Genomic DNA, 19,528 nt, shown 5'->3' on the forward strand with positions numbered 1-19,528 from the left:
CCTAGGGAGCGGATTTCTGGGCCGCCTGCTTCTGTTTCATCTGTTTCTTGTAGGTCCGCACCTTGACCAGTGACCCGGCGTCGACGACGTCGGCGATCGACATGTGCACGCCCGCCTTGCCGTAGTCGCCGGCCGCGTCGCGCCAACCCGGCGGGGTGACGTCGTACTGCTTGCCGAGCAGCGCCAGAAAGATCCGCGCTTTCTGGTCACCGAAGCCGGGCAACGCCTTGAGCCGCCGCAGCACCTCGGCCCCGTCCGGGTCGCCGGATGTCCACAACGCCGCGACGTCACCGTCGTAGCGGTCCACCAGGGTCTGCGCCAGGCTCTGGATCCGGGCCGCCATCGACCCCGGAAACCGGTGCACCGCAGGCGTTTGCGAACACAGCGCGGCGAACTGCTCGGGGTCGTGGTCGGCGATCTCGCGCACGTCCAGCCCGCCCATCCGGTCGGCGATCTTCTTGGGGCCGGCGAACGCGGTCTCCATCGGCACCTGCTGGTCGAGCAGCATCCCGACCAGCAGCGCGAACGGGTTCTCGGCCAGCAGGCGATCGGCCTCGGAATCTTGCGTCAGGCAAAGATGCACACCCCGACTGTAGGCAACACAGTTGCCGACCGGCTACCCCGCATCCCGGCTGCTCAGTGGTCGCCGTAGAACCTGGCGTATTCCTTGAGTAGATCGGCATGCTCCGGGCAGTTCCATACCACCCCGTTGAGGATGGCCTCCCACGCCAGCTGCGGGAACAGCATGAAGCCGGTGAAGTTCTCCATCATCTGGCGCACCCCGGCCACACTGGGATCGTTGTTCAGGGTGCCGCAGACGACGTCTGCCATCGGTCCTGGGCCATCACCGACCGCGCGCACCGGATCAGCCCCGGCGACCGGGGCGGTGACGAGCGCGGCGCCCACCAGGGCTGCGGCCAGTAGGGATCTGACGGTCATACACACTGTTTAGCCCAGCCCACCGACACCAACGCGAACCGGAAAAGTTGGGGGAAACTACTCACCACCACCCTGGTTAGCGTTTTCGCATGACCCAACTGCTGAGTTTTCCCGCCCCGGCGGAGGTGGCCGCGCAGACGCCCGCCGACCGCGACCGCGCCATCGATGTCATCCGCATCGTCTCGCTGATCGGTGTGGTGGCCGGCCACACCGTCATGGCCACCAGCATGATCCGGGGCGGCGTCCTGATCTGGGACAACCTGCTCACCACGTCGACGGTGTTCCAAGCGCTGACCTGGGTCTTCCAGATCATGCCGCTGTTCTTCTTCGCCGGGGCCGCCGCCAGCATCGGGTCCTGGCGGCCCGGCGCGAGCTGGGGCGGCTGGCTGCTCAAGCGCTGCACCCGGCTCTACCGGCCGGTGTTCTACTACCTGGGCTTCTGGGCGATCACCCTGGTCTGCCTGCATCAGGTCCTGCCCGCGCACGTCTACCAGCCGATCGCCGGGATCAGCATCCAGTTGCTGTGGTTCCTGGGCGCCTATGTGCTGGTGCTGGCAGGAGTGCCGTTGCTGTACCGGATCACCACCACCACCCACCTGGCGCTCAGCGTCGCCGGGGTCTACGCGGTGGTGGCGCTGGTCGACGCCGTCCGGTTGCACACCATCGGCCTGGGGCTGCTGGGCTACCTCAACATGGCGGCCTGGGCGATCCCGGGCATGTTCGGCGTCGCCTACCGCCGCGGACTGCTCACTCAGATCGCCGCGCTGCGCATCGGGCTGGGGATGCTCGCCGTCAACATCGCGCTGTGCCACTACGGCCCGTATGAGGTGAGCCTGGTCGGTATCGAGGGCCAGCGGCTGGCGAACATGGCGCCGCCGTCACTGCTGATGGCCGGGCACGCCATCATGATGTGCGCCCTGATCACCGCTGCCGCACCGGCGATCGCACGGTGGGCGCAGCGGCCTCGGGTGTGGTGGCTGACCGTGATCGGCAATTCCGGGGCGATGACGCTGTACCTGTGGCACATGCCGGCGCTGCTGGGCGTGCACCTGGCGTTCGACAGCCTGGGTTGGTACCGCTTCCCCGGGCAACCGCATCTGGTGGCGCTCAGCATCGTGCAGGTGCTGGTGATGGCGGGCCTGGTCGGTGCGCTGTTCATGGCGTTGCGCCCGCTGGAGAATGCGCCGCTGCCGGGCTGGGACGGCGGGCAGGTGAGCGCACCGGGGTCGCGCAGCATCGCCGTGGGTGTGTTGCTGTGCGTGGCCTCGGCGGCGACCCTGGCGTCGGTGAAGTGGGGCCTCAAGGACGACGGGTTGTACTGCGTGGCCGTGATGCTCGTCGGACTGGCCGCGGCGCGGGTGCTGGCAGTCCGTCCTGCTCGCCTCGGCTAGGCGGTCTGCGCGCGTGGCCCCGGTTTCTGCCGGGGCCACGTCGTGCTATCCGCTCTTGCGGCGGAATTCCCGGCGGTTCTCCACCGGCCCGTGCGTCCGCGACTGCTTGGCGCCGCCGTCCTGATGCGCGGAACCACCGGCGGATTTCGCGTTCTTGCGTTCCAGGGCTTCGCGGAACTTGCGCTTGGTGTCGTCCTCCGGGGCGGAGTCGGAGTCTGCTGCGGCCATGCCAGGAGCCTAACGTGGCGACGGCGTAATTGCCCGCTACACCGGCTCGCAGACCACCACCGGAATCACCCGGTCGGTCCACGACTGAAAAGTGGCCCACCGCGGATTCATTGCGGTCACGCGCGGCCACAGCACCGCGCGCTCGGCCGCGTCGGCCTCCCGGGCCAGCATCGGCTGCGTGCGCGCGCCGATCTGCACCTGCACCTGCGGATTGGCCCGCAGGTTGAGCAGCCACAGCGGATGGTTGGGCAGACCGCCCTGGGCGGCCACCAGGACCACCCGGGCGCCGTCGGCCAGGTACACCAGCGCACTGGTGCGCGACAATCCGCTCTTTCGCCCGGTCGTGGTCAGCAGGCACACCGGCTTGCCCAACTCGCGCCCGCCGATGCGGCCACCGGTGGCCCGGTAGATCACCACATTGCTTTTGGAGTACCACTTCACCAGCCGCGGGGCCAGCAACGCGAACAGCCGCGGCGGCCGACCGGCGGGCACGCTAACGCTTACCCGGGGGCATGCCGTACAGATGCGAGACCGGCAGCTGCAACAGCACCCGCCGATCGGTGACCATGGCCTGGCGGTATTCGTCCCAGTCCGGGTGTTCCCCGGCGATGTTGCGGTACAAGGCAATCAGCGCTTCCACGGTGTCGTCGTCGGGGGACGCGGCGGGCGGCGTCAACTCGGCGGTACCCTCGGCAACCGCGTACGACCAGCCGTCATCGGAGCTGACCAGCAGCGACGCCCGCGGGTCGCGGCGCAGGTTGCGGGTCTTGGCACGCGGCTCGGTGATCGACGCCTGCACGACGTGATCGTGCGGGTCGAAGTGATAGGACACGTTGGACAGCTGTGGACGTCCGTCGCGTTTGATGGTGGCCAACACACCGATGGAGTTCCCGCAGATCAGTGCCAGCAGCTTGTCGTCGAAGACATCGCGTCCCATCCCGACAGCCTACGTCGCTACGATCGCGCTATGGCCCGAGTCGACGGCAACACCTTGGACGGGGTTTCGGCCACCGTTCTGTGGACGTTACGCAACCGTGCCGTCGAGGCCGCGCTTCCCAAGGGCGTGATCGATGACCCCTGGGCGGTAACGCTTTTCGACGCGATCGCCTACGACTACGACAGATTCGGCCCCCCGGACCCCTTTCATCCGCTGCGGGCGCTGACGTTCGACGCCACCGTCGCCGACTATCTGCGCACCCATCCCAAGGCGTCGGTGGTGGCGTTGGCCGAGGGCCTGCAGACCAGTTTCTGGCGGCTGGACCGGGCCGGGGTGCTGCAGGAGGCGACCTGGTACAGCGTCGACCTGCCGCCGGTGATCGAGCTGCGCGAGCAGCTTCTCCCCCACGACGACCGCATCGTCAACGTGGCCCAGTCCGCCTTGGACCGCCGCTGGATGGATCAGGTCAACACCGATCACGGTGTGTTCATCACCGCCGAAGGCCTGCTGATGTACCTGGATCCCGACGAGGTGCACGCGCTGATCGCCGACTGCGCCCAACGCTTTCCCGGCGGGCGTTTCATCTTCGATGCGATTCCGCGCTGGTTCAGCAAGCGGACGTTGAAGGGGTGGCGGATGTCGGATCGCTGCATTGCGCCGCCGATGCCGTTCGGGCTCAGTCCCGACGAGGCGGTGGCGCTGGCCGGCCAGATTCCCGGGGTGCGGGCGGCCCGCGATGTCTCCCAGCTGGTGCGCCCGGCCGGGCAGGCGCTGTGGCAATGGGCGGACCGGATCGGCGCGTTGCGTCGCCGGCGCACCAGCATCACCTTGCTGGACTTCGGATGACGCATTACGCCGCGTTCCTGCGGGGAGTCAATGTCGGCGGCGTCAACCTCAAGATGGCCGACGTCGCCGCCGCACTCACCGATGCCGGTTTTGACGGCGTGCGCACCATCTTGGCCAGCGGCAACGTGCTGCTGGATTCGAACCTGGCGGTGGACACCGTGCGTACGACGGCCGAGTCGACGCTGCGCAAGCGGTTCGGCTACGACGCCTGGGTGCTGGTCTACGAGCTCGCCACGGTGCGCGCCATCGTCGATGCCTACCCGTTCACCCCGGAGGTCGACGGGTATCACTCCTATGTCACGTTCGTCGCCGACGACGCCATGCTGGCCGAGCTTGCCGAGGTGGGCGGTGACTCCGCGGAGCGGATCGCCCGCGGCGACGGGGTGCTGTACTGGCAGACGCCCAAAGGCACCACGCTGGACAGCGCCATCGGCAAGGCGATGAGCAAGCAGCGCTACAAGCCGTCGATCACCACCCGCAACCTGCGCACCCTGACCAAGGTGCTGCGGTAGGTTTCCCCGATGCTCACCGGTGTTTCTGAAACCGCCCTGCTGACGTTGCGTTCCCGCGCCCGCGAGGCCCGACGCGCTGACCGCATCATCGACGACCCGATGGCGGTGGCGTTGCTGGATGCGATCGACTTCGACTTCGACAAGTTCGGTCCGACTCGCCAGGACATGGCGGTGCGGGCGCTGGCGTTCGACGCCCACACCCGCCGCTACCTGGACCGCTATCCCGCGGCGACGGTGGTCGCGGTGGCCGAAGGATTCCAGACCAGCTTCTGGCGCCTGGACGCCGCCATCCCCGATGCCCAATTCCGTTGGCTGACCGACGATCTGCCACCGGTGATCGACGCGCGCACCAGTTTGCTGCCGCACTCGCCGAGGATGTCGGTGTGCGCGCAGTCCGCGCTGGATTTCAGCTGGATGGATCAGGTCGACCCGTCGCGGGGAGTGTTCATCACCACCGAGGGCCTGCTGATGTACCTGCAGCCCGAGCAGTCGTTGAGCCTGATCGCCGAGTGCGCGAAGCGCTTTCCCGGCGGTCAGCTGATGTTCGACCTGCCCCCGCGGGCATTCAACGGTATCGCCCGGCGCGGGATGCGGACTTCGCTGCGCTACCAGGTGCCCTCGATGCCGTTCAGCCTGTCCCCGGCCGAAATCGCGGATCTGGCAAACACCATCCCGGGTATCCGGACCGTGCACGACCTGACCCTGCCGCCGGGCCGCGGGCTGCTGTTCGGCACGGTGATCTCGGCCCTCTACCGGGTTCGGGCGCTGGATTCCTTCCGCCCGGCGCTGACCCTGCTGGAATTCGGCTGAGCGTGCTCAGCCGGCGTCGAACGCCGCGTCCAGGTAACGCAGTGCGTCGGCCTTCCCGATTCCCAACGACCGCGCCGCCTCCGCGTAGCTGCGTGCCGCGTGCGCCATCGCGGTAGCGGCGGGATCAGCGCCGGCCACGAAAGTTCCTAACCGCCCCCGGGTTTCGACGATGCCGGCCGTCTCCAGTTCGCGGTAGGTGCGCGCCACCGTGTTGGCGGCGAAGTCGAGTTGACCGGCCAACTCGCGCACCGTCGGCAGCCGGGTGCCCGCCGGCAGCGTCCCGGCCCGGACAGCGTCGATGATTCGGGTTCTGAGCTGGTCGAACAGCGGTTTGCCCCGGTCCCAGTCGGCCGACAGCGTCTGCCCCAAATCCACCTGCCCAGTATCGCCCAGGCCCGCTATGTTGATGGGGTGCGGGTCACAGTGCTCAGCGGTGCGGGGATCTCCGCGGAAAGCGGAGTGCCCACCTTTCGCGACGACAAGAACGGGCTGTGGGCGAAGTTCGACCCCTATGAGCTGTCCAGCGTCGACGGCTGGCTGCAACATCCCGAGCGCGTCTGGGGCTGGTACCTGTGGCGGCATCACCTGGTCGGCCGGGTCGAACCCAACGCCGGCCACCGCGCCGTGGCGGCCTGGCAGGACCATGCCGAGGTCACCGTCATCACCCAGAACGTCGACGATCTGCATGAGCGGGCCGGCAGCCATCCCGTGCATCATCTACACGGCAGCCTGTTCGAGTTCCGCTGCGCGGAATGCGCGATTCCCTATCACGGGCCGGTGCCCGACATGGCCGAGCCGGCGTTGGAGGTGGAGCCGCCCGTGTGTGCGTGCGGCGGCCTGATCCGGCCCGACATCGTGTGGTTCGGAGAGGCGTTGCCGGAAGGCCCGTGGCAGCACTCGGTCGCGGCGGTGCAGTCCGCGGATGTCGTCGTGGTGGTGGGGACCTCGTCGCTGGTCTATCCCGCCGCCAGCCTGCCCGAGCTCGCGTTGGCTCGGGGCACCGCGGTCGTCGAGGTCAACCCGGAGCCGACGCCGCTGTCCGCTCAGGCGACCGCGACGGTGCGCGATTCCGCGAGTGCGGCGCTGCCCACGCTGCTGCAACGGTTGCCCGCCCTGCTTTCTTCTCGCTGACTCTGCGCCCAGGACGCAAAACGTCGAGCAGGTTGCGCCGCCGGCGCAGAGTCAACGGATCAGGCGGGGCGGACGGCTCGGCCCAGCGCGAACTCCGAGACCGGTACCGGCGCCCACGCCGGGAATTGCCAGCCCCGCCGCGAGGTCTGCGTCGCAAACCCGGCCGCCTTGATCGCCTGTTCGGTGTCGCGGTGGGTGTGGCAGTTACCGAACAGCCGCGGCCAGAACGTCGCATCGACGGCCCGTTGCAGGCCGCCTCGCGCGCCGCTGGAGGCGACGTGCTCGAAGTACCGCAGCTCGCCGCCGGGCCGCAGCCGGGAAAGCAGTTGCCGCAGGACGGTTTCCGGATCGTCGATGGAGCACAGCACCAGCGAGCACACCACCGCGTCGAATGGCTCTGCGGCATCCAGCGTCTCGGCGGTGCCCGCGGTCACCGTCACCGGGACCGGCGCGGCCGCCGCAGCCCCCGCGGCGACCTCGAGCAGCCGCGGCTCGGGTTCGACGGCCACGACTTCGGTCACGGTGTCGGGGTAGAACGCGAAGTTGGTGCCGGTGCCGGCGCCGACCTCCAGCACCCGCCCGGACAGCCCTGCCAGGTTCTCCCGGCGCCGGTCGTGCAGCCATTCCGTCTCGTGGCTGGACATGAACTTCCACATCCGCGCGAAAAGCGGGTTGTCAATGCTCGTCGGGCTGCTCATCATCTGCCTCCGCGGGTCGCCAGCCAGTCCATGTATTGCTGAGGTGTGGCGTCCTCACCAACCAATCCGACCACGATATGCCCGCAGCACACCGCCTTGAGCACCCGGTCGGTGAACGCCTCGACGTCGCCGAACGGCAGGTGCGGTTTGGCGACCAGCAGGGCGGCCACACCGTGGGCTGCAGTCCACAGCTCCAGCGCCGCGGCGGTCGGGTCCCCGGGCTGGTAGACCCCCTCGTCCATCAGCGCCTGCACCGAGTCGCGCAGATGCTTGAACGCCGAGCTGGCCAGTGTGCCATCGACATCGCTGCCGGGACGCCCCTCCGACATGGTGGCGATGCGGTACAGCTCGGGCGTCGCCACCGCGAAGCGCACGTAGGCCAGTCCCTGAGCCCGCAGCACATCCATCGTGCAGGACTGCCCGACCGTGGCCTGCTGCATCTCGGCGTCGAGCTTCTCGAAATAGCGCGAGCACACCGCATCCAGCAAGGTGTCCTTGTCGTCGAAATGCAGATAGATCGACGGCGACGTCACGCCGACACGCTGGGCCACCGACCGGATCGACACGGTTTTCGCGTTTCCGGTTTCCAACAGCAGTTCGGTTGCGGCATCGATTATTTCGTCCCGCAGCAGATCACCCGATCCGCGCGGTGCGCGGTGCCGGCGGGTTCTAGACATGCACGCGCTCGCCATCTTTGGGAGTGTCACCGGCTTCGCTGATCCCGATCCGTTCGTGCAGCCGCACCAGCGGCGCCGGCGCCCACCAGTTCCACCGTCCCATCAGGTGCATGAACGCCGGAACCAGCAGCATGCGCACCAGGGTGGCGTCGACCAGCACCGCCAGGGTGAGCCCCAGCCCGAACATCCGCATGAACGACACCTGCGCCGCGATCAGCGCCGCAAACGAAATCGACATCACCAGCGCGGCGGCGGTGATCACCCTCCCGGTACGGGCCAGGCCCAGCGCGACGCTCTCGTCGTTGTCGGCCCGGGTTCGGCCCGATTCCAGCCAGTACTCCCGGATTCGGGCGATCAGGAACACCTCGTAGTCCATTGACAGCCCGAACGCGATGCAGAACAACAGCACCGGCATGTTGGCCACCAGCGTCCCGATCGGCGTCGTTCCGAACGCGCCGAGGTGACCGTCCTGGAAGATCCACACCAGGGCCCCGAACGCGGCCGTCAGCGACAGCACGTTGAGGACCAGTGCCTTCATCGGCAACACCACGCTGCCGGTCAGCAGGAACAGCAGCAGGAAGGTGATGACGGCGATCACCGTGAGCACGATCGGCAGCCGGGTGGTGATGGCGTGCACGCTGTCCCGGTTGATCTGCGCGAGCCCCGCCATCTCGACCGCCCGCCGGCCCGGCCCGCTGACCTCGTGCAGCCGGTCCAGCTGGGTTTCCGAGGCCTGCGAGAACAGCGGAGCCGAACTGGACACGGTCAGATACGCGCTGCCCTGCGCGACGCCGGTCCCCGACCGGGGCGGACCGGCCTTGTGCCCGGCGACGAACGTCGCGGTCGGCGCGCTCACCGACGTCACGTCGGGAATCTGAGACAGCGTGCCGGCGTAGCGGTCGTAGTCGGCCGGTACCAGGCCATCGGCGTCGGGCACCACGATCTGGATGTTCGTGGCCGAGTCCTCGGTGAAGTCGGTGCGCAGCTGGTCGCCCACCTGGTGCGCCGACGCCGAGCGCGGCAGCACCCGTTCATCGGGGAAGCCCCACTTCACGCTCAAGAACGGGACGCCGAGCAGCACCAGCACGGTCACCACGGTCAGCCCGACCGGCAGCGCGCGGCGCATCACCAGCCGTGCCGAGCGATACCAGAACTGCTGCTGCACCCCGCGCACCTCGGGATCGGGCCGGCCCAGAACCCGCCGCACCAACCGCCGCACGTCCATCGCGTCCAACCGCGGGCCGAGCACCGCGATCGCTGCCGGCGTCACCACCACGGCGGCCACCGCAGCGAACACCACCGTCGCGATCCCGGCGTAGGCGAAGGACTTCAGGAAGTACATCGGGAACAGCACCATCGCCGACATCGACAGCGCGACGGTCACCGCCGAGAACAGCACCGTGCGCCCGGCCGTCACGATGGTGCGCACCAGCGCGCGATGCGGGTCGGCGCCGTCGGCGAGTTCGTCGCGATAGCGGCTGATGATCAGCAGGGTGTAATCGATCGCAAGCGCCAAACCCATTGCGGTGGTGAGGTTCAGCGCGAAGATCGACACGTCGGTGCCGAAGGTGATCAGCCGCAGCACCGCCATCGACCCGACGATCGCCAGCCCGCCGACCGCGATGGGCAAGGCAGCGGCCATCAAGCCGCCGAACACCCAGACCAGCACCAGGAAGCTCAGCGGGATCGCCAAAGCTTCCATGAGCACCAGATCGTGCTGGGTCTGGCTGGTGATCTGGGCGTACACCATCGCCGCGCCGCCTGCCCGGACGGTGACCCCATCCCGGTCGTGCACGACGTCGTCGGCCAGAGTTCGGGCGTGTTTTTGCCCGTCGTTCTCGCCGCCTTTCAGGTTGGCCACGATCAGCCCGGTCTTGCCGTCCTTGCTGACCAGCGGCGACGGCCACGGCGTCACGGTGTAGGCCAGCCCGGATTCGGTGATGTGGCGGACGATGTCGGTTCCCACCGCGCGGGCCTGCGGGCTGGAGGCGCCGTCGGGTGCGGTCACGGCGATCACCATCGGCTGATCGCTTTGTCCGAACTTCTCGGTCAGCAGCCGGGTCGCGCTGGCCGACTCGGACGACGGGTCCTGGAAGCCGCCGGCGGACAGGCTCTTGGCCACCGGGATGCCGAATATCGCGGCTCCGATGAAGACCAGGACGGCGACCGCGATGACGCGCCGCGGCGCGGCGATGGCCATTTGTGCGATTCGTTGCAGCATGGCGCTCCTCCCGGGGGTTATCGGCGGTAACTTACCGTTGATAACCAATGCGGTCAAGCCCGCCTGACGTGACCTGATGCGGATTCGGGGGAGGGTGCGCGGGCTGCGTCAGCGGAGGCGGCCGGCGAGATGCTACTCAACAGTAGGATTGCCACCATTTTCCGAAACGTGACTCAAAGATTCCTTAAAGGTTACCCATACGCTCAGTGACATGTGGATCGACGACTCGAGTGCCGACGTCATCAAAGTTGACTTCGACGCGCTGTACCACGGCGACGTGCTGGTGGAAGGCGACACCTCGGAGCAGCTTGAGGACGGGCACCCCCTCGCAAACGCCAGCTGACACTGGGCGCGGCGCGACACACCTCGGTGGTCGCGCCTTCCCGGGCTCCGAGCGCCCGCGGTTTTGAGATTCGTCGTTTTTTGTGGCCGTCCGCCACGTCTGTTTTGTTCGGCCCGATCACACCGCGAGGGTGCGCTCACTTAGGAGAAGTGCGAGAGGCCCCCTGCGCGGTTGCACTCTCGGCGTAGACGGGCGCCCCGCTCAGGGATGCGGGGATTCCAGCAGCCGTTTGGGATGCATGCCGTCGACTTGTCCGACAAACGGCGGATGGATGCTGTAGCCGAGCATGCGGCGGATGTCCTCCGATACGGCCCGCACGGTATCCCGGGTGATCGACAGCGTGAAGGCCTCCTGGGGGCGCAGCCATGGTTCGCAATACTGGGCGGTGAGCGCCAACCGCGAGCCCGACGATCTGTTGGCGCCGCCGCCGTGCCACAGCGTGCCCAGGAAGAACACGCAGGAACCGGCGGGCATCACCACCGGCTTACGCTCCTCGGACTCCCCGGGGATGCGGTCGCCCCAAAGATGGCTGCCGGCAATAATATCGGTGGCGCCGTTGTCGGCGGTGAAATCGTCGATCGCCCAGATGGTGGCCGCACTGAGCGCGGCGCGCGGGCGCGGAATCGGATAGAAGCTGTCGTCGCTGTGCAGCATCTGCGCCTGCTCGCCGGGCAGGATGTTGATCACCTGCAGCATCGACAACAGGTAGTTGGGCAAGAACAACCGATCCAGCAACGCCAGCACCCGTGGATGGTCGGCGATCCGGTCGCACGCGCGGGTCTTGTTCAACACGCTGTACACCCGCTGGGTGGCGTGTCCTTCGAATCGGTTGCGGCCCTGCCGATCCAGCAGCGGGGACACGGCGTCGCGAATCTCGCGGAGCTCGTGCGACGCCAGCAGCCCGGGCAGGATGACATACCCGTCGCGTCGGATCGCGGCCAGATCCGCGTCCGCCACCGCCGGGTCGATGCTCTCGCCACTGCTGGCGGTGCGTCGATAGGTCCCGGCCAGATCGCCACCCAGGTCGGCCAAGGACCGTACTTCGGTGCTCATGACGGGCTCCTCACGAGATCACGACATAACCTAATTGTGTTATGTTACTGACTATGGCACGCGCCCCCGCGGGACGTCAACAACTACTGGACGCCGCCCGATCCGAACTGGTCCGCGGCAACGGCGCGATGGAACTGAGCGCGCTGACCCGCCGCGCCGGACTGACCACCGGCGCGCTTTACCATCACTTCGGCTCCAAAGGCGGTCTGCTGGCGGCGATCTACGACACCTTCTACGACGGGCTTCGCCACGCCATTGCCGACGTGCATCTGCCCGCCGACGCCGACTGGGGCACCCGCGAGCACGAGCGCACCCGCCGGTTCGTCGCGTATCACTTCGACGATCGGCTGGCGCCGATCCTGCTCAGCCGGTCCGCACTCGATCCGCAGCTGGCCGAGCTGGAATCGGTTCACCTGCAGAATATGAGCGACCACGCGGCGGACAACATTCGCCGCGGCCAGCGGTCGGGTGAGTTGCCGGCCGACATCGAACCCGACAGCGCCGGCGCCTTCGTGATCGGCGGACTACGCCGCGGCATCGCCCAGCAACTGCGAGCCACCCCCTCCCCTGACCCTGACGAGACCACCGAACGGCTGTGGCGGTTGACCGCCGGGGCGCTGGGGATCGGCTGACCGCGACCCCTTAGCCGGTGCTGATCGCGCGGGACAGCATCCGGATCGCCCGACGGCTCACGGCATGGCGGACGCGCTTACCCACCGGCTGCCGGGTCGGCACCGGAGCCCGGCCCAACCGCGGAAACAGCGCCAGCGCATTGGTGTGCTCGATCGCCGCACGGGTGACGGGGTCGAGCCCAGGGTAGGTTTCCAGGCCGGCCGCGAAGAGCCTGCCGGCAGCCACCGGGGCGAACGGCCAGTCCGAGCCGAAGGTGATGTGACCGGGTTGAGCGAAGGCGAGCAAGGTCGGCAGCGCGGCCGCGCTGGACGACAGTGCGGTGTCGAAGTAGAAGCCGGCGAAGTCATCGAGGCTGTCGGCGGGGCTACGGCCGGTGTCGCCGGTAATCGCCACCGCCATCCGGTGACTGGCGTAGGGAACGAAGCCGCCGCCGTGGCTCAGGATGAAGCGGATATTGGGGTAACGACGTCGAATACCGTTGCGCACCAGCAGGTAGGCGGCGCGGGTGGTGTCGAGTAGAAAGTCGGCCGCGAACGGCGCCACGCCCGCGACGGTCGGCCCCGGAAGGTCGGCGGGGTGGATGAAGGCCACGGCCGATCGCGCGTCCAAGGCGGCGAACAGCTCGTCTTGACCGTTCTGGCCCAGGTACACACCGGCGGCGTTGGCCAGCAGTACCACGCCGTCGGCCTTGAGTTCGTCCAAGCAGCGCACGGCTTCTGCCGCCGCGGCGCCGATGTGCGGCATCGGGACGGTGGCGAAGAAGCCGAACCGGTCCGGGTGGTCGGCGACCAGGTGTGCGGTGTAGTCGTTGAGGTCGCGTGCGAGCGCGGCCGCGTCGGCCGCCGCGGGCAGGAAGGTGGTCCCGGGGGTGGACACCGAGACGATTGCGGTACCGATGTCGAGTTCGTCCATGGCCTGCAGGGACGCCTCGGGGCTCCAGTCCGGCAGAGCGCGGCCGCCGGCTTCGTCGATTCCGGCTGTACGCAGCGCTTTGCGGTAGTCGGGTGGGATCAGGTGGTGGTGGGTGTCGATGCGCGGCACAACTGCTCCTGGTAGTCGGGGATTCCTGCGCCGGATAACGCCGGGATGGTGTCTTCGCGGCGCAGCACTGACGTCACGCCGGTCCGGAATTGACTGAGTTTGTCCATGAGGCTCTGGCCCTCGGGGGTGTGGCCCCAGCAACTGATGCCTTGATATGTGGCGGTCTGCCAGGTGGTCTCGTCGACGACCACAGGGTTCCATCCGACTTCCCATTCGAAACCCGACGGTGTGCGTGCGTAGAACGACAGTTCGCGGTCGTTGGTGTGCTGCCCGATCCCCAGCGCCATGTCGAAGCCCAGGTCCTTGACCCGCTGGTAGGCCGCTGTCAGATCGTCCAGCTCGCCGACCTGAATGTTGAGGTGCTGGACGCGGGTACGGATCGGGTTGATGGGCAGCCGTGTTGCGGCGGCGATCGCCACGGTGTGGTGGCGCTAGTTAACCCGCAGGAAACGGATCTTGAGTTTGACGCCGCTGATGGTTTCGTCGATGTAGTCCGAGAGCCGCGCGTCGAACAGCGTTGTGTAGTAGCCGCGCATCTGCTGCGGATGTTTGGTGGTGACGGCGACGTGTCCGATGCCGCCGTCGCCGGTGACGAAGCCGCCGCGCAGGCCGGTCCGCAGTGGCGTGTCAGCCATGCGGGCACTGGTGAAGATCTCCTGCACCAGCCCATTGGGGCCGGGGAACCGGGCCAGACGCTCGACCCCGCGCAACGCGGCCTGTTCGGCGCTGCCTTCGGTGAGCGGCACGCCGTGCCGGGTCAGCCGGCGAAGGACCTCGTCGAAGCCGGAGTGGTCGTCGAGGTGCCAGCCGAGTGCGGTCACGTCCTCGGCCGGCCCGCGCTGCAGCAGGAACCGGCATTGGTTGTCATCGAGCCGGAATCGGATCGCCTCGGGCAGGGTGTCGTCGAGGTGCATGCCGACGGCGTCACGACCGAATCTCCGCCAATCGGCGAACTTCTCGGTCTCGACGACCAGATATCCCAGCCGCACGCTACCGAACATGCTCATGATTGCAGGAATTCGGTGACGACCCGGTTGAACAACGCGGCACGTTCCCACTGCATCCAGTGGCCGGTGCGCGACGTCATCACCAGGTTCGCGTTGGGCATCAGGTTCAGCAGCATCGGGCCGCCGGCGGGTTTGTTGACCTTGTCGTCGCGGCCCCACAGCACCAAGGTCGGTGTGGGGAGGGTTTTGAGCCGGCGATCGCGGGTCAGGTCCATCCGCCACAGGGTGCGCAGCGCCATCGGTCCCGACGGCCGCCGCAGCGGTGGATCCGCCACCACTTCCGGGTCGATGGAGGCCCGGTAGCGCAGATCGATCAGTTCGTCGGGGACCGAGGCCCCGTCGTAGACCAGGTAGGTGCGGATGAAGGCTTCGAGTTTGTCCCGGCTGGGTCCGCCGCCACCGTAGTACGACAGCAGGCTGTTGAGTCCGGCCGTCGGTGCGCCCCTGGTGGTTCCGATGCCGCCGGGTCCCATCAGCACCAATTTGCCGACCCGCTCCGGGGTGTCCAGCGCCAGCCGCAACGCAGCCGAACCGCCATAGGAGTTGCCGACCAGATGTGCCGTGTCGACGCCGAGCTCATCGAGCGTGCCGCGGATCATGGTGGCGAGATAACCGAACGGGTCGTTGCGGTCCACGCCTTTGGATGACCGGCCGTACCCCGGCATGTCGGGGACGATGACCCGGAAGTGTTGGGCCAGCACGTCGATGTTGCGGGAGTAGTTCGATACCCCGGAGGCGCCCGGTCCCCCGCCGTGTAACAGCACGACCGGCGGTCCGCCGCCTGCTTCGGCGACGAAGACGGGTTTGCCGGCGACGCTGACGGTGCGCTCGGTCACGTTGGTGGTGGTCATGCGATCGCCTCGGCTCGGGTGGGGACGGCCAGGGTGTGGCCGGTCGGGGGCGCTGGTAACCGCTGGCCGGATTTGGCTGCGGCGTAGATGAATCCGTCCGGTCTCAGCACTACCGCGGCCGCCCTGTTGCGGCGCAACCAACCGGTGAGAGTGGGTTCGTCGACCCGGATGGTGCGGACACCCAGCTGGGTCCAGGCCCCCGCACCGGGCGGAATCTCCCCGGTGTGCAGGACAGCCCATCGCCCAGCGAGGACATCGTCGAGCCGTACCGTGGCGCCGTCGGCGTCGGTCACCCACGGTTGGGGGATCTGCCAGCCGACCGCCCGGTGCCGGCCGCGGGCCAGGAACCCCGCGGTGTAGCGGGCGTCGGGAACCCACATCCGCTTCTGCCCGGCTGCCTCTGCGCCGGGCAGAAGCGCCAGCGCTCGCATGCCATGGTTACGGAGCGCGGCGATGATCCGGTTGCGTTCGGTGATGAGCCGGCCGACCATGCATGCGCGCCGGGTGGTCTCGGTGACATGCGGCTTACGTTCGGTTTGGTAGGAGTCCAACAGCGCGTCCGGCGCGTGGCCGTTGAGGACGGCAGCAAGCTTCCAGCACAGGTTGGCCACGTCGCGCACTCCGGCCGACATCCCCTGCCCGATCCACGGCGGCATGGCATGCGCGGCATCGCCGGCCAGAAAGACCCGCCCGATCCGCCATCGGTCCGCGACACGCACATGATGGCTGTAGATCACCGCCCGCAGAATCTTGACGTGCTCGGCCGTGATGCCCTGACACCGGAGCACCTTCCAAATCTCCTCGTGGCGCAGCAACTTCTGCTCATCCTCACCCGCTCGGGCCGGAAACTCCCAGCGGTGGTGGCCCAGCGGAGTCGGGCAGTCGACCATCGGGCGAGCGGGGTTGGCGTGGAACCGCAACCGGTCGATGCCGTCCCATTCGTTGATCACCTTGGTGTCGATGACGACCCACCGCTCGGCGTAGGTGCGACCCGAGTAGCCGACCCCCAACTGCGCGCGCGTCGGCGAGGACCCGCCGTCGGCGGCGATCACATAGCGGGCGCGGAATCGTTTGAACGTGTCGGTGCGCAGATCGGCGCACATGAGCTCGACGTCGTCGTCGGTCGGCAGTACCCGCAGGCATTCGTGTTCCAGCAAGACTTCGACGCCGGCGAAACGCCGCACGCCGTCGCGCAGCACCTGATCGACGGCCGGCTGATACAGGAACTGCTGTGGCGGGTGCCCGCAACCGCGCGGCGCGATCTTCAGATCGATGAACGGGACACCGGCAGCATCGACGAAGTTCAACGGGCGGTCGGGCAGCATGTCCTGCTGCAGCCGGTCCGCCAAGCCGACCGATTGCCATACCCGCATCACCTCCTCATCGGTGGAGATCGCCCGCGCGCGGCCATAGACGTCGGGATCGCGCTCAACCACAAGGACCTTCACGCCGAGCAGACCCAGCAGGTTCGCGGCGGTGGCGCCGGTCGGCCCGTAGCCGATGACCGCGACGTCGTAGGTGTCTTTGGTAGTCACGTTTCACCCTCATCCTCGAGAGACTTGTCCTGTAGTGATCGCTACGGTAATGTAGCGATCACTACAGAGTCAAGACCCGAGGAGACACGAATGGCGACGGATGGGCAGCCTAAGCGACGCAAGCGCGTCGACGGCGAACTATCCCGCGAACGCATCCTGGACGCGGCCACCGAGATCGCCGCCGAACGCGGCTACGAAGGCACCAGCATCGCGTTGGTCAGCGCCAAGTGCGACTTGCCGGCCAGTTCGATCTATTGGCACTTCAAGAACAAGGACGACCTGATCGCGGCGGTCATCGAGCGCAGTTTCGCCAGTTGGCTCGGCGCCTGGGAAGTCCCCGACGACGGCACGGTGCTCGAGCGGGTGCAGGGTCTGGCGATGCAGATCGCCAAGGCTCTGTTGGACTCACCGGACTTCATTCGGCTCGGGCTGATGTTGGGGCTGGAACGTCGGCCGGTCGAAGCCCGAGCGCGATCGATGTTCGTCCGGGTCCGGGCGCAGACCCACCGTGCGCTGATTGCAACCCTGGGTGAGCTCACCCCCGGGCTCACCGACGCCCAGATCCACCAGTTGGTCACCTACGCAATGGCCGGCGCCGACGGCCTTTTCATCGCCAAGGAGATCGGCGGCGACGCGGTTGACCTCATCGAGCTGTTCGACCTGCACGCCCATGCCCTCTACAGCACGGCGCTGCGCCTGCTCTCGGCGAATGCCGGCCAATGATGGGGCAGCGCGACTGGCCGGTGGCCGTCATCGGGTCGGGGAACATCGGCACCGATCTGATGATCAAGATCCTTCGCGATCCGGGCCCGCTGACGATGGCCGCCATGGTGGGCATCGACCCGGACTCCGACGGTTTGGCCCGCGCCGCCCGCATGGGGGTGCAGACCACCGCCCAGGGTGTCGACGGTCTACTCGACCTGCCGAACTTCGGTGACATCAAACTCGTTTTCGACGCGACATCGGCCGGCGCGCACCGGGCCAACTGGGCCAAGCTGGCCGGCACCGGGGTGCGGATGCTGGACCTCACCCCCGCGTCTGTCGGCCCGTTCTGTGTGCCGGTGGTCAATCTCGAGGGCCATCTCGGCGCTCCGAATCTGAACATGGTGACCTGCGGCGGGCAGGCCACCGTCCCGATCGTCGCGGCGGTGGCCCAGAGCGGCATCGTGTCGTACGCCGAGATCGTGTCGTCGATCTCGGCGAGATCAGCCGGACCGGGCACCCGCGCCAACATCGATGAGTTCACCGAAACCACCGCAGCCGCCCTGCAATCCGTCGGCGGTGCCCAGCGCGGCAAGGCGATGATGGTCCTCAACCCGGCCGAGCCACCGGTGTTGATGCGCAACACGGTGTACTGCCTCGTCGACGGCGACACCGATCACCAGCGGATCGAAGCCGACGTGCTCGCCATGGTCGAGAGGGTGAATGGCTACGTCCCGGGCTACCGGCTCAAACAACGGGTGCAGTTCGAGGCGTTCACCGCGCAGCACCCGCTCTACATCCCGGAGACCGGCAAGTTCGTCGGGACCCGGGTGAGTGTCCTGCTCGAAGTCGCCGGCGCCGCACACTATCTGCCCGCCTACGCGGGCAACCTCGACATCATGACTTCGGCGGCCAAGGCCACCGCCGAGCGTCTCGCGGTAGCCGTGGCATGAGTATCTACATCAGCGACGTCACCCTGCGCGACGGCATGCACGCCGTGCGCCACCAGTACAGCATCGCGCAGGCGGTCAGCATCGCCACAGCCCTGGATGCCGCCGGCGTCGACTCCATCGAAGTCGCGCACGGTGATGGCCTGGGCGGATCCAGTTGTGTCTACGGCTTCGGCGCTCACACCGACCTGGAGTGGATCGAGGCCGTCGCCGCGGCCGTGCGACGCGCCCGGATCGCGACCCTGCTGCTGCCCGGCATCGGCAGCGTCCGGCATCTCAACGACGCCCACCGCGCCGGGGCCAGCGTGGTGCGGGTGGCCACCCACTGCACCGAGGCCGACATCTCCGCGCAGCACATCGCCGCCGCCCGCGGGCTGGGGATGGACACCCTCGGTTTCTTGATGATGAGCCACCTCACCACACCGGATGCACTGGCCGGGCAGGCCAAGCTCATGGAGAGCTACGGCGCCACGGGGGTGTACGTGGTCGACTCCGGCGGTGCCATGACCATGCGCGATGTAGCCGAGCGCGTTGACGCGCTGCGCCAAACGTTGCTTCCGACAACCGAGATCGGGATCCACGCCCACCACAACCTGTCGCTGGGCGTGGCGAATTCCATTGTGGCCGTGGAGCACGGCGCGCATCGCGTCGATGCGTCACTGACCGGTATGGGCGCCGGCGCCGGCAATGCACCGTTGGAGGTGTTCATCGCCACCGCCGACAAGCTGGGCTGGGTGCACGGCTGCGATCTGCACGCGCTGCAGGACGCCGCCGACGACCTGGTGCGGCCGTTGCAGGATCGCCCGGTACGCGTCGACCGGGAGACGTTGACGCTGGGCTATGCCGGGGTGTACTCCAGCTTCCTGCGCCACGCCGAGGCAGCCGCCGACCGATTCGGCGTCGACGCGCGGACCCTGCTCGAAGAGGCCGGTCGCCGGGGCATGGTCGGCGGGCAGGAAGACATGCTGGTCGACATCGCGCTGGACCTAACCACCTGCGACTAATCAACTCTTGCATGATGCA

Annotated in this window: 23 protein-coding genes and 1 pseudogene; 10 read left to right on the top strand and 14 right to left on the bottom strand. The window is 67.9% G+C overall.

Translation table 11 applies throughout. The features are described from left to right. Position 1 precedes the first annotated feature (1 nt). Entirely contained in the window at positions 2-583 is a 582-nt protein-coding gene (locus AC5Y36_RS10835; protein WP_500040890.1) for an HhH-GPD-type base excision DNA repair protein, read from the bottom strand. Between the two features lie 53 nt (positions 584-636). After that, the gene (locus AC5Y36_RS10840) at positions 637-939 is read right to left on the bottom strand and encodes a hypothetical protein (protein ID WP_500040891.1); all 303 of its coding nucleotides are present in this window, start codon (positions 937-939) and stop codon (positions 637-639) included. An 89-nt stretch (positions 940-1,028) separates the two neighbouring features. Here AC5Y36_RS10840 and AC5Y36_RS10845 point away from each other — a divergent pair, with 89 nt between their 5' ends. Further along, positions 1,029-2,330, top strand: a complete 1,302-nt coding sequence (locus AC5Y36_RS10845; protein ID WP_500040892.1) for an acyltransferase family protein — start codon at positions 1,029-1,031, stop codon at positions 2,328-2,330. 45 nt (positions 2,331-2,375) lie between these two features. On the opposite strand, the gene AC5Y36_RS10850 is transcribed toward AC5Y36_RS10845, so the two are convergent. From AC5Y36_RS10850 to AC5Y36_RS10860, 3 genes are read right to left on the bottom strand one after another with little or no spacing between them, the layout of a single operon-like run. Then, the gene (locus AC5Y36_RS10850) at positions 2,376-2,558 is read right to left on the bottom strand and encodes a DUF5302 domain-containing protein (RefSeq protein ID WP_500040893.1); all 183 of its coding nucleotides are present in this window, start codon (positions 2,556-2,558) and stop codon (positions 2,376-2,378) included. 36 nt (positions 2,559-2,594) lie between these two features. Next, on the bottom strand, positions 2,595-3,050 hold the full coding sequence (locus AC5Y36_RS10855) for a nitroreductase family deazaflavin-dependent oxidoreductase (protein WP_500040894.1): 456 nt from the start codon (positions 3,048-3,050) through the stop codon (positions 2,595-2,597). A gap of 1 nt (position 3,051) precedes the next feature. Beyond that, on the bottom strand, positions 3,052-3,495 hold the full coding sequence (locus AC5Y36_RS10860) for a PPOX class F420-dependent oxidoreductase (RefSeq protein ID WP_500040895.1): 444 nt from the start codon (positions 3,493-3,495) through the stop codon (positions 3,052-3,054). A gap of 30 nt (positions 3,496-3,525) precedes the next feature. On the opposite strand from AC5Y36_RS10860, the gene AC5Y36_RS10865 reads away from it, so the two are divergent. The 3 genes from AC5Y36_RS10865 to AC5Y36_RS10875 are packed head-to-tail and all read left to right on the top strand — an operon-like array spanning position 3,526 to position 5,663. Beyond that, on the top strand, positions 3,526-4,341 hold the full coding sequence (locus AC5Y36_RS10865) for a class I SAM-dependent methyltransferase (RefSeq protein WP_500040896.1): 816 nt from the start codon (positions 3,526-3,528) through the stop codon (positions 4,339-4,341). Continuing rightward, positions 4,338-4,853, top strand: coding sequence for a DUF1697 domain-containing protein (locus AC5Y36_RS10870; RefSeq protein WP_500040897.1), 516 nt, complete (start codon positions 4,338-4,340; stop codon positions 4,851-4,853). Before AC5Y36_RS10865 ends, AC5Y36_RS10870 begins: the two co-directional genes overlap by 4 nt. 9 nt (positions 4,854-4,862) lie before the next feature. Next, positions 4,863-5,663 carry a class I SAM-dependent methyltransferase gene (locus tag AC5Y36_RS10875; RefSeq protein WP_500040898.1) on the top strand — a complete coding sequence of 267 codons (801 nt, stop codon included), beginning with the start codon at positions 4,863-4,865 and terminating at the stop codon, positions 5,661-5,663. A 6-nt stretch (positions 5,664-5,669) separates the two neighbouring features. Here the strand turns inward: AC5Y36_RS10875 and AC5Y36_RS10880 are convergent, their stop codons facing one another. Continuing rightward, complete coding sequence (locus AC5Y36_RS10880; RefSeq protein WP_500040899.1) at positions 5,670-6,038, bottom strand: Rv1152 family transcriptional regulator; 369 nt, start codon at positions 6,036-6,038, stop codon at positions 5,670-5,672. Between the two features lie 36 nt (positions 6,039-6,074). Here AC5Y36_RS10880 and AC5Y36_RS10885 point away from each other — a divergent pair, with 36 nt between their 5' ends. Continuing rightward, entirely contained in the window at positions 6,075-6,794 is a 720-nt protein-coding gene (locus tag AC5Y36_RS10885; RefSeq protein WP_500040900.1) for an NAD-dependent deacylase, read from the top strand. Positions 6,795-6,853: 59 nt separating this feature from the next. Here the strand turns inward: AC5Y36_RS10885 and AC5Y36_RS10890 are convergent, their stop codons facing one another. From AC5Y36_RS10890 to AC5Y36_RS10900, 3 genes are read right to left on the bottom strand one after another with little or no spacing between them, the layout of a single operon-like run. After that, entirely contained in the window at positions 6,854-7,495 is a 642-nt protein-coding gene (locus AC5Y36_RS10890; protein WP_500040901.1) for a class I SAM-dependent methyltransferase, read from the bottom strand. Further along, positions 7,492-8,169: a TetR/AcrR family transcriptional regulator gene (locus AC5Y36_RS10895; protein WP_500040902.1), complete on the bottom strand. Its 678-nt coding sequence runs from the start codon at positions 8,167-8,169 to the stop codon at positions 7,492-7,494. The genes AC5Y36_RS10890 and AC5Y36_RS10895 overlap by 4 nt, the downstream gene beginning before the upstream one ends. Further along, positions 8,162-10,390, bottom strand: coding sequence for an MMPL family transporter (locus AC5Y36_RS10900; RefSeq protein ID WP_500040903.1), 2,229 nt, complete (start codon positions 10,388-10,390; stop codon positions 8,162-8,164). The genes AC5Y36_RS10895 and AC5Y36_RS10900 overlap by 8 nt, the downstream gene beginning before the upstream one ends. A gap of 211 nt (positions 10,391-10,601) precedes the next feature. On the opposite strand from AC5Y36_RS10900, the gene AC5Y36_RS10905 reads away from it, so the two are divergent. Continuing rightward, positions 10,602-10,733: a hypothetical protein gene (locus AC5Y36_RS10905; protein WP_500040904.1), complete on the top strand. Its 132-nt coding sequence runs from the start codon at positions 10,602-10,604 to the stop codon at positions 10,731-10,733. 201 nt (positions 10,734-10,934) lie between these two features. Here the strand turns inward: AC5Y36_RS10905 and AC5Y36_RS10910 are convergent, their stop codons facing one another. Next, on the bottom strand, positions 10,935-11,786 hold the full coding sequence (locus AC5Y36_RS10910) for a phytanoyl-CoA dioxygenase family protein (RefSeq protein ID WP_500040905.1): 852 nt from the start codon (positions 11,784-11,786) through the stop codon (positions 10,935-10,937). Positions 11,787-11,839: 53 nt separating this feature from the next. Here AC5Y36_RS10910 and AC5Y36_RS10915 point away from each other — a divergent pair, with 53 nt between their 5' ends. Beyond that, on the top strand, positions 11,840-12,418 hold the full coding sequence (locus AC5Y36_RS10915; RefSeq protein WP_500040906.1) for a TetR/AcrR family transcriptional regulator: 579 nt from the start codon (positions 11,840-11,842) through the stop codon (positions 12,416-12,418). Positions 12,419-12,428: 10 nt separating this feature from the next. On the opposite strand, the gene AC5Y36_RS10920 is transcribed toward AC5Y36_RS10915, so the two are convergent. The 4 genes and pseudogenes from AC5Y36_RS10920 to AC5Y36_RS10935 all read right to left on the bottom strand — a co-directional run bounded on the left by AC5Y36_RS10920 (position 12,429) and on the right by AC5Y36_RS10935 (position 16,853). Then, a complete protein-coding gene (locus AC5Y36_RS10920) occupies positions 12,429-13,460 on the bottom strand; it encodes an amidohydrolase family protein (protein WP_500040907.1) in 1,032 nt (343 codons plus the stop codon). Continuing rightward, positions 13,430-14,467 (bottom strand): annotated as a pseudogene (locus AC5Y36_RS10925) (VOC family protein). The gene AC5Y36_RS10920 and the pseudogene AC5Y36_RS10925 overlap by 31 nt, the downstream one beginning before the upstream one ends. Beyond that, entirely contained in the window at positions 14,464-15,318 is an 855-nt protein-coding gene (locus AC5Y36_RS10930) for an alpha/beta fold hydrolase (protein ID WP_500040908.1), read from the bottom strand. The pseudogene AC5Y36_RS10925 and the gene AC5Y36_RS10930 overlap by 4 nt, the downstream one beginning before the upstream one ends. Beyond that, a complete protein-coding gene (locus tag AC5Y36_RS10935; protein ID WP_500040909.1) occupies positions 15,315-16,853 on the bottom strand; it encodes a bifunctional 3-(3-hydroxy-phenyl)propionate/3-hydroxycinnamic acid hydroxylase in 1,539 nt (512 codons plus the stop codon). Before AC5Y36_RS10935 ends, AC5Y36_RS10930 begins: the two co-directional genes overlap by 4 nt. Before the next feature lie 90 nt (positions 16,854-16,943). Here AC5Y36_RS10935 and AC5Y36_RS10940 point away from each other — a divergent pair, with 90 nt between their 5' ends. The 3 genes from AC5Y36_RS10940 to dmpG are packed head-to-tail and all read left to right on the top strand — an operon-like array spanning position 16,944 to position 19,509. Continuing rightward, complete coding sequence (locus tag AC5Y36_RS10940; RefSeq protein WP_500040910.1) at positions 16,944-17,576, top strand: TetR/AcrR family transcriptional regulator; 633 nt, start codon at positions 16,944-16,946, stop codon at positions 17,574-17,576. After that, positions 17,573-18,508 (top strand): acetaldehyde dehydrogenase (acetylating), encoded by a 936-nt coding sequence (locus tag AC5Y36_RS10945; RefSeq protein ID WP_500040911.1) that lies wholly within the window; start codon positions 17,573-17,575, stop codon positions 18,506-18,508. Before AC5Y36_RS10940 ends, AC5Y36_RS10945 begins: the two co-directional genes overlap by 4 nt. Continuing rightward, the gene (gene dmpG / locus AC5Y36_RS10950) at positions 18,505-19,509 is read left to right on the top strand and encodes a 4-hydroxy-2-oxovalerate aldolase (protein ID WP_500040912.1); all 1,005 of its coding nucleotides are present in this window, start codon (positions 18,505-18,507) and stop codon (positions 19,507-19,509) included. Before AC5Y36_RS10945 ends, dmpG begins: the two co-directional genes overlap by 4 nt. Positions 19,510-19,528: the final 19 nt, after the last annotated feature.

The sequence above is a fragment of the Mycobacterium sp. NGS50 genome (genome assembly GCF_059812545.1).

Coding starts and splice junctions, on each gene's coding strand:
- AC5Y36_RS10840 (WP_500040891.1), bottom strand. CDS start 939: ATGACCGTCAGATCCCTACTGGCCGCAGCCCTGGTGGGCGCCGCGCTC.
- AC5Y36_RS10845 (WP_500040892.1), top strand. CDS start 1,029: ATGACCCAACTGCTGAGTTTTCCCGCCCCGGCGGAGGTGGCCGCGCAG.
- AC5Y36_RS10850 (WP_500040893.1), bottom strand. CDS start 2,558: ATGGCCGCAGCAGACTCCGACTCCGCCCCGGAGGACGACACCAAGCGC.
- AC5Y36_RS10860 (WP_500040895.1), bottom strand. CDS start 3,495: ATGGGACGCGATGTCTTCGACGACAAGCTGCTGGCACTGATCTGCGGG.
- AC5Y36_RS10865 (WP_500040896.1), top strand. CDS start 3,526: ATGGCCCGAGTCGACGGCAACACCTTGGACGGGGTTTCGGCCACCGTT.
- AC5Y36_RS10870 (WP_500040897.1), top strand. CDS start 4,338: ATGACGCATTACGCCGCGTTCCTGCGGGGAGTCAATGTCGGCGGCGTC.
- AC5Y36_RS10875 (WP_500040898.1), top strand. CDS start 4,863: ATGCTCACCGGTGTTTCTGAAACCGCCCTGCTGACGTTGCGTTCCCGC.
- AC5Y36_RS10890 (WP_500040901.1), bottom strand. CDS start 7,495: ATGATGAGCAGCCCGACGAGCATTGACAACCCGCTTTTCGCGCGGATG.
- AC5Y36_RS10895 (WP_500040902.1), bottom strand. CDS start 8,169: ATGTCTAGAACCCGCCGGCACCGCGCACCGCGCGGATCGGGTGATCTG.
- AC5Y36_RS10900 (WP_500040903.1), bottom strand. CDS start 10,390: ATGCTGCAACGAATCGCACAAATGGCCATCGCCGCGCCGCGGCGCGTC.
- AC5Y36_RS10905 (WP_500040904.1), top strand. CDS start 10,602: ATGTGGATCGACGACTCGAGTGCCGACGTCATCAAAGTTGACTTCGAC.
- AC5Y36_RS10910 (WP_500040905.1), bottom strand. CDS start 11,786: ATGAGCACCGAAGTACGGTCCTTGGCCGACCTGGGTGGCGATCTGGCC.
- AC5Y36_RS10915 (WP_500040906.1), top strand. CDS start 11,840: ATGGCACGCGCCCCCGCGGGACGTCAACAACTACTGGACGCCGCCCGA.
- AC5Y36_RS10930 (WP_500040908.1), bottom strand. CDS start 15,318: ATGACCACCACCAACGTGACCGAGCGCACCGTCAGCGTCGCCGGCAAA.
- AC5Y36_RS10940 (WP_500040910.1), top strand. CDS start 16,944: ATGGCGACGGATGGGCAGCCTAAGCGACGCAAGCGCGTCGACGGCGAA.
- AC5Y36_RS10945 (WP_500040911.1), top strand. CDS start 17,573: ATGATGGGGCAGCGCGACTGGCCGGTGGCCGTCATCGGGTCGGGGAAC.
- dmpG (WP_500040912.1), top strand. CDS start 18,505: ATGAGTATCTACATCAGCGACGTCACCCTGCGCGACGGCATGCACGCC.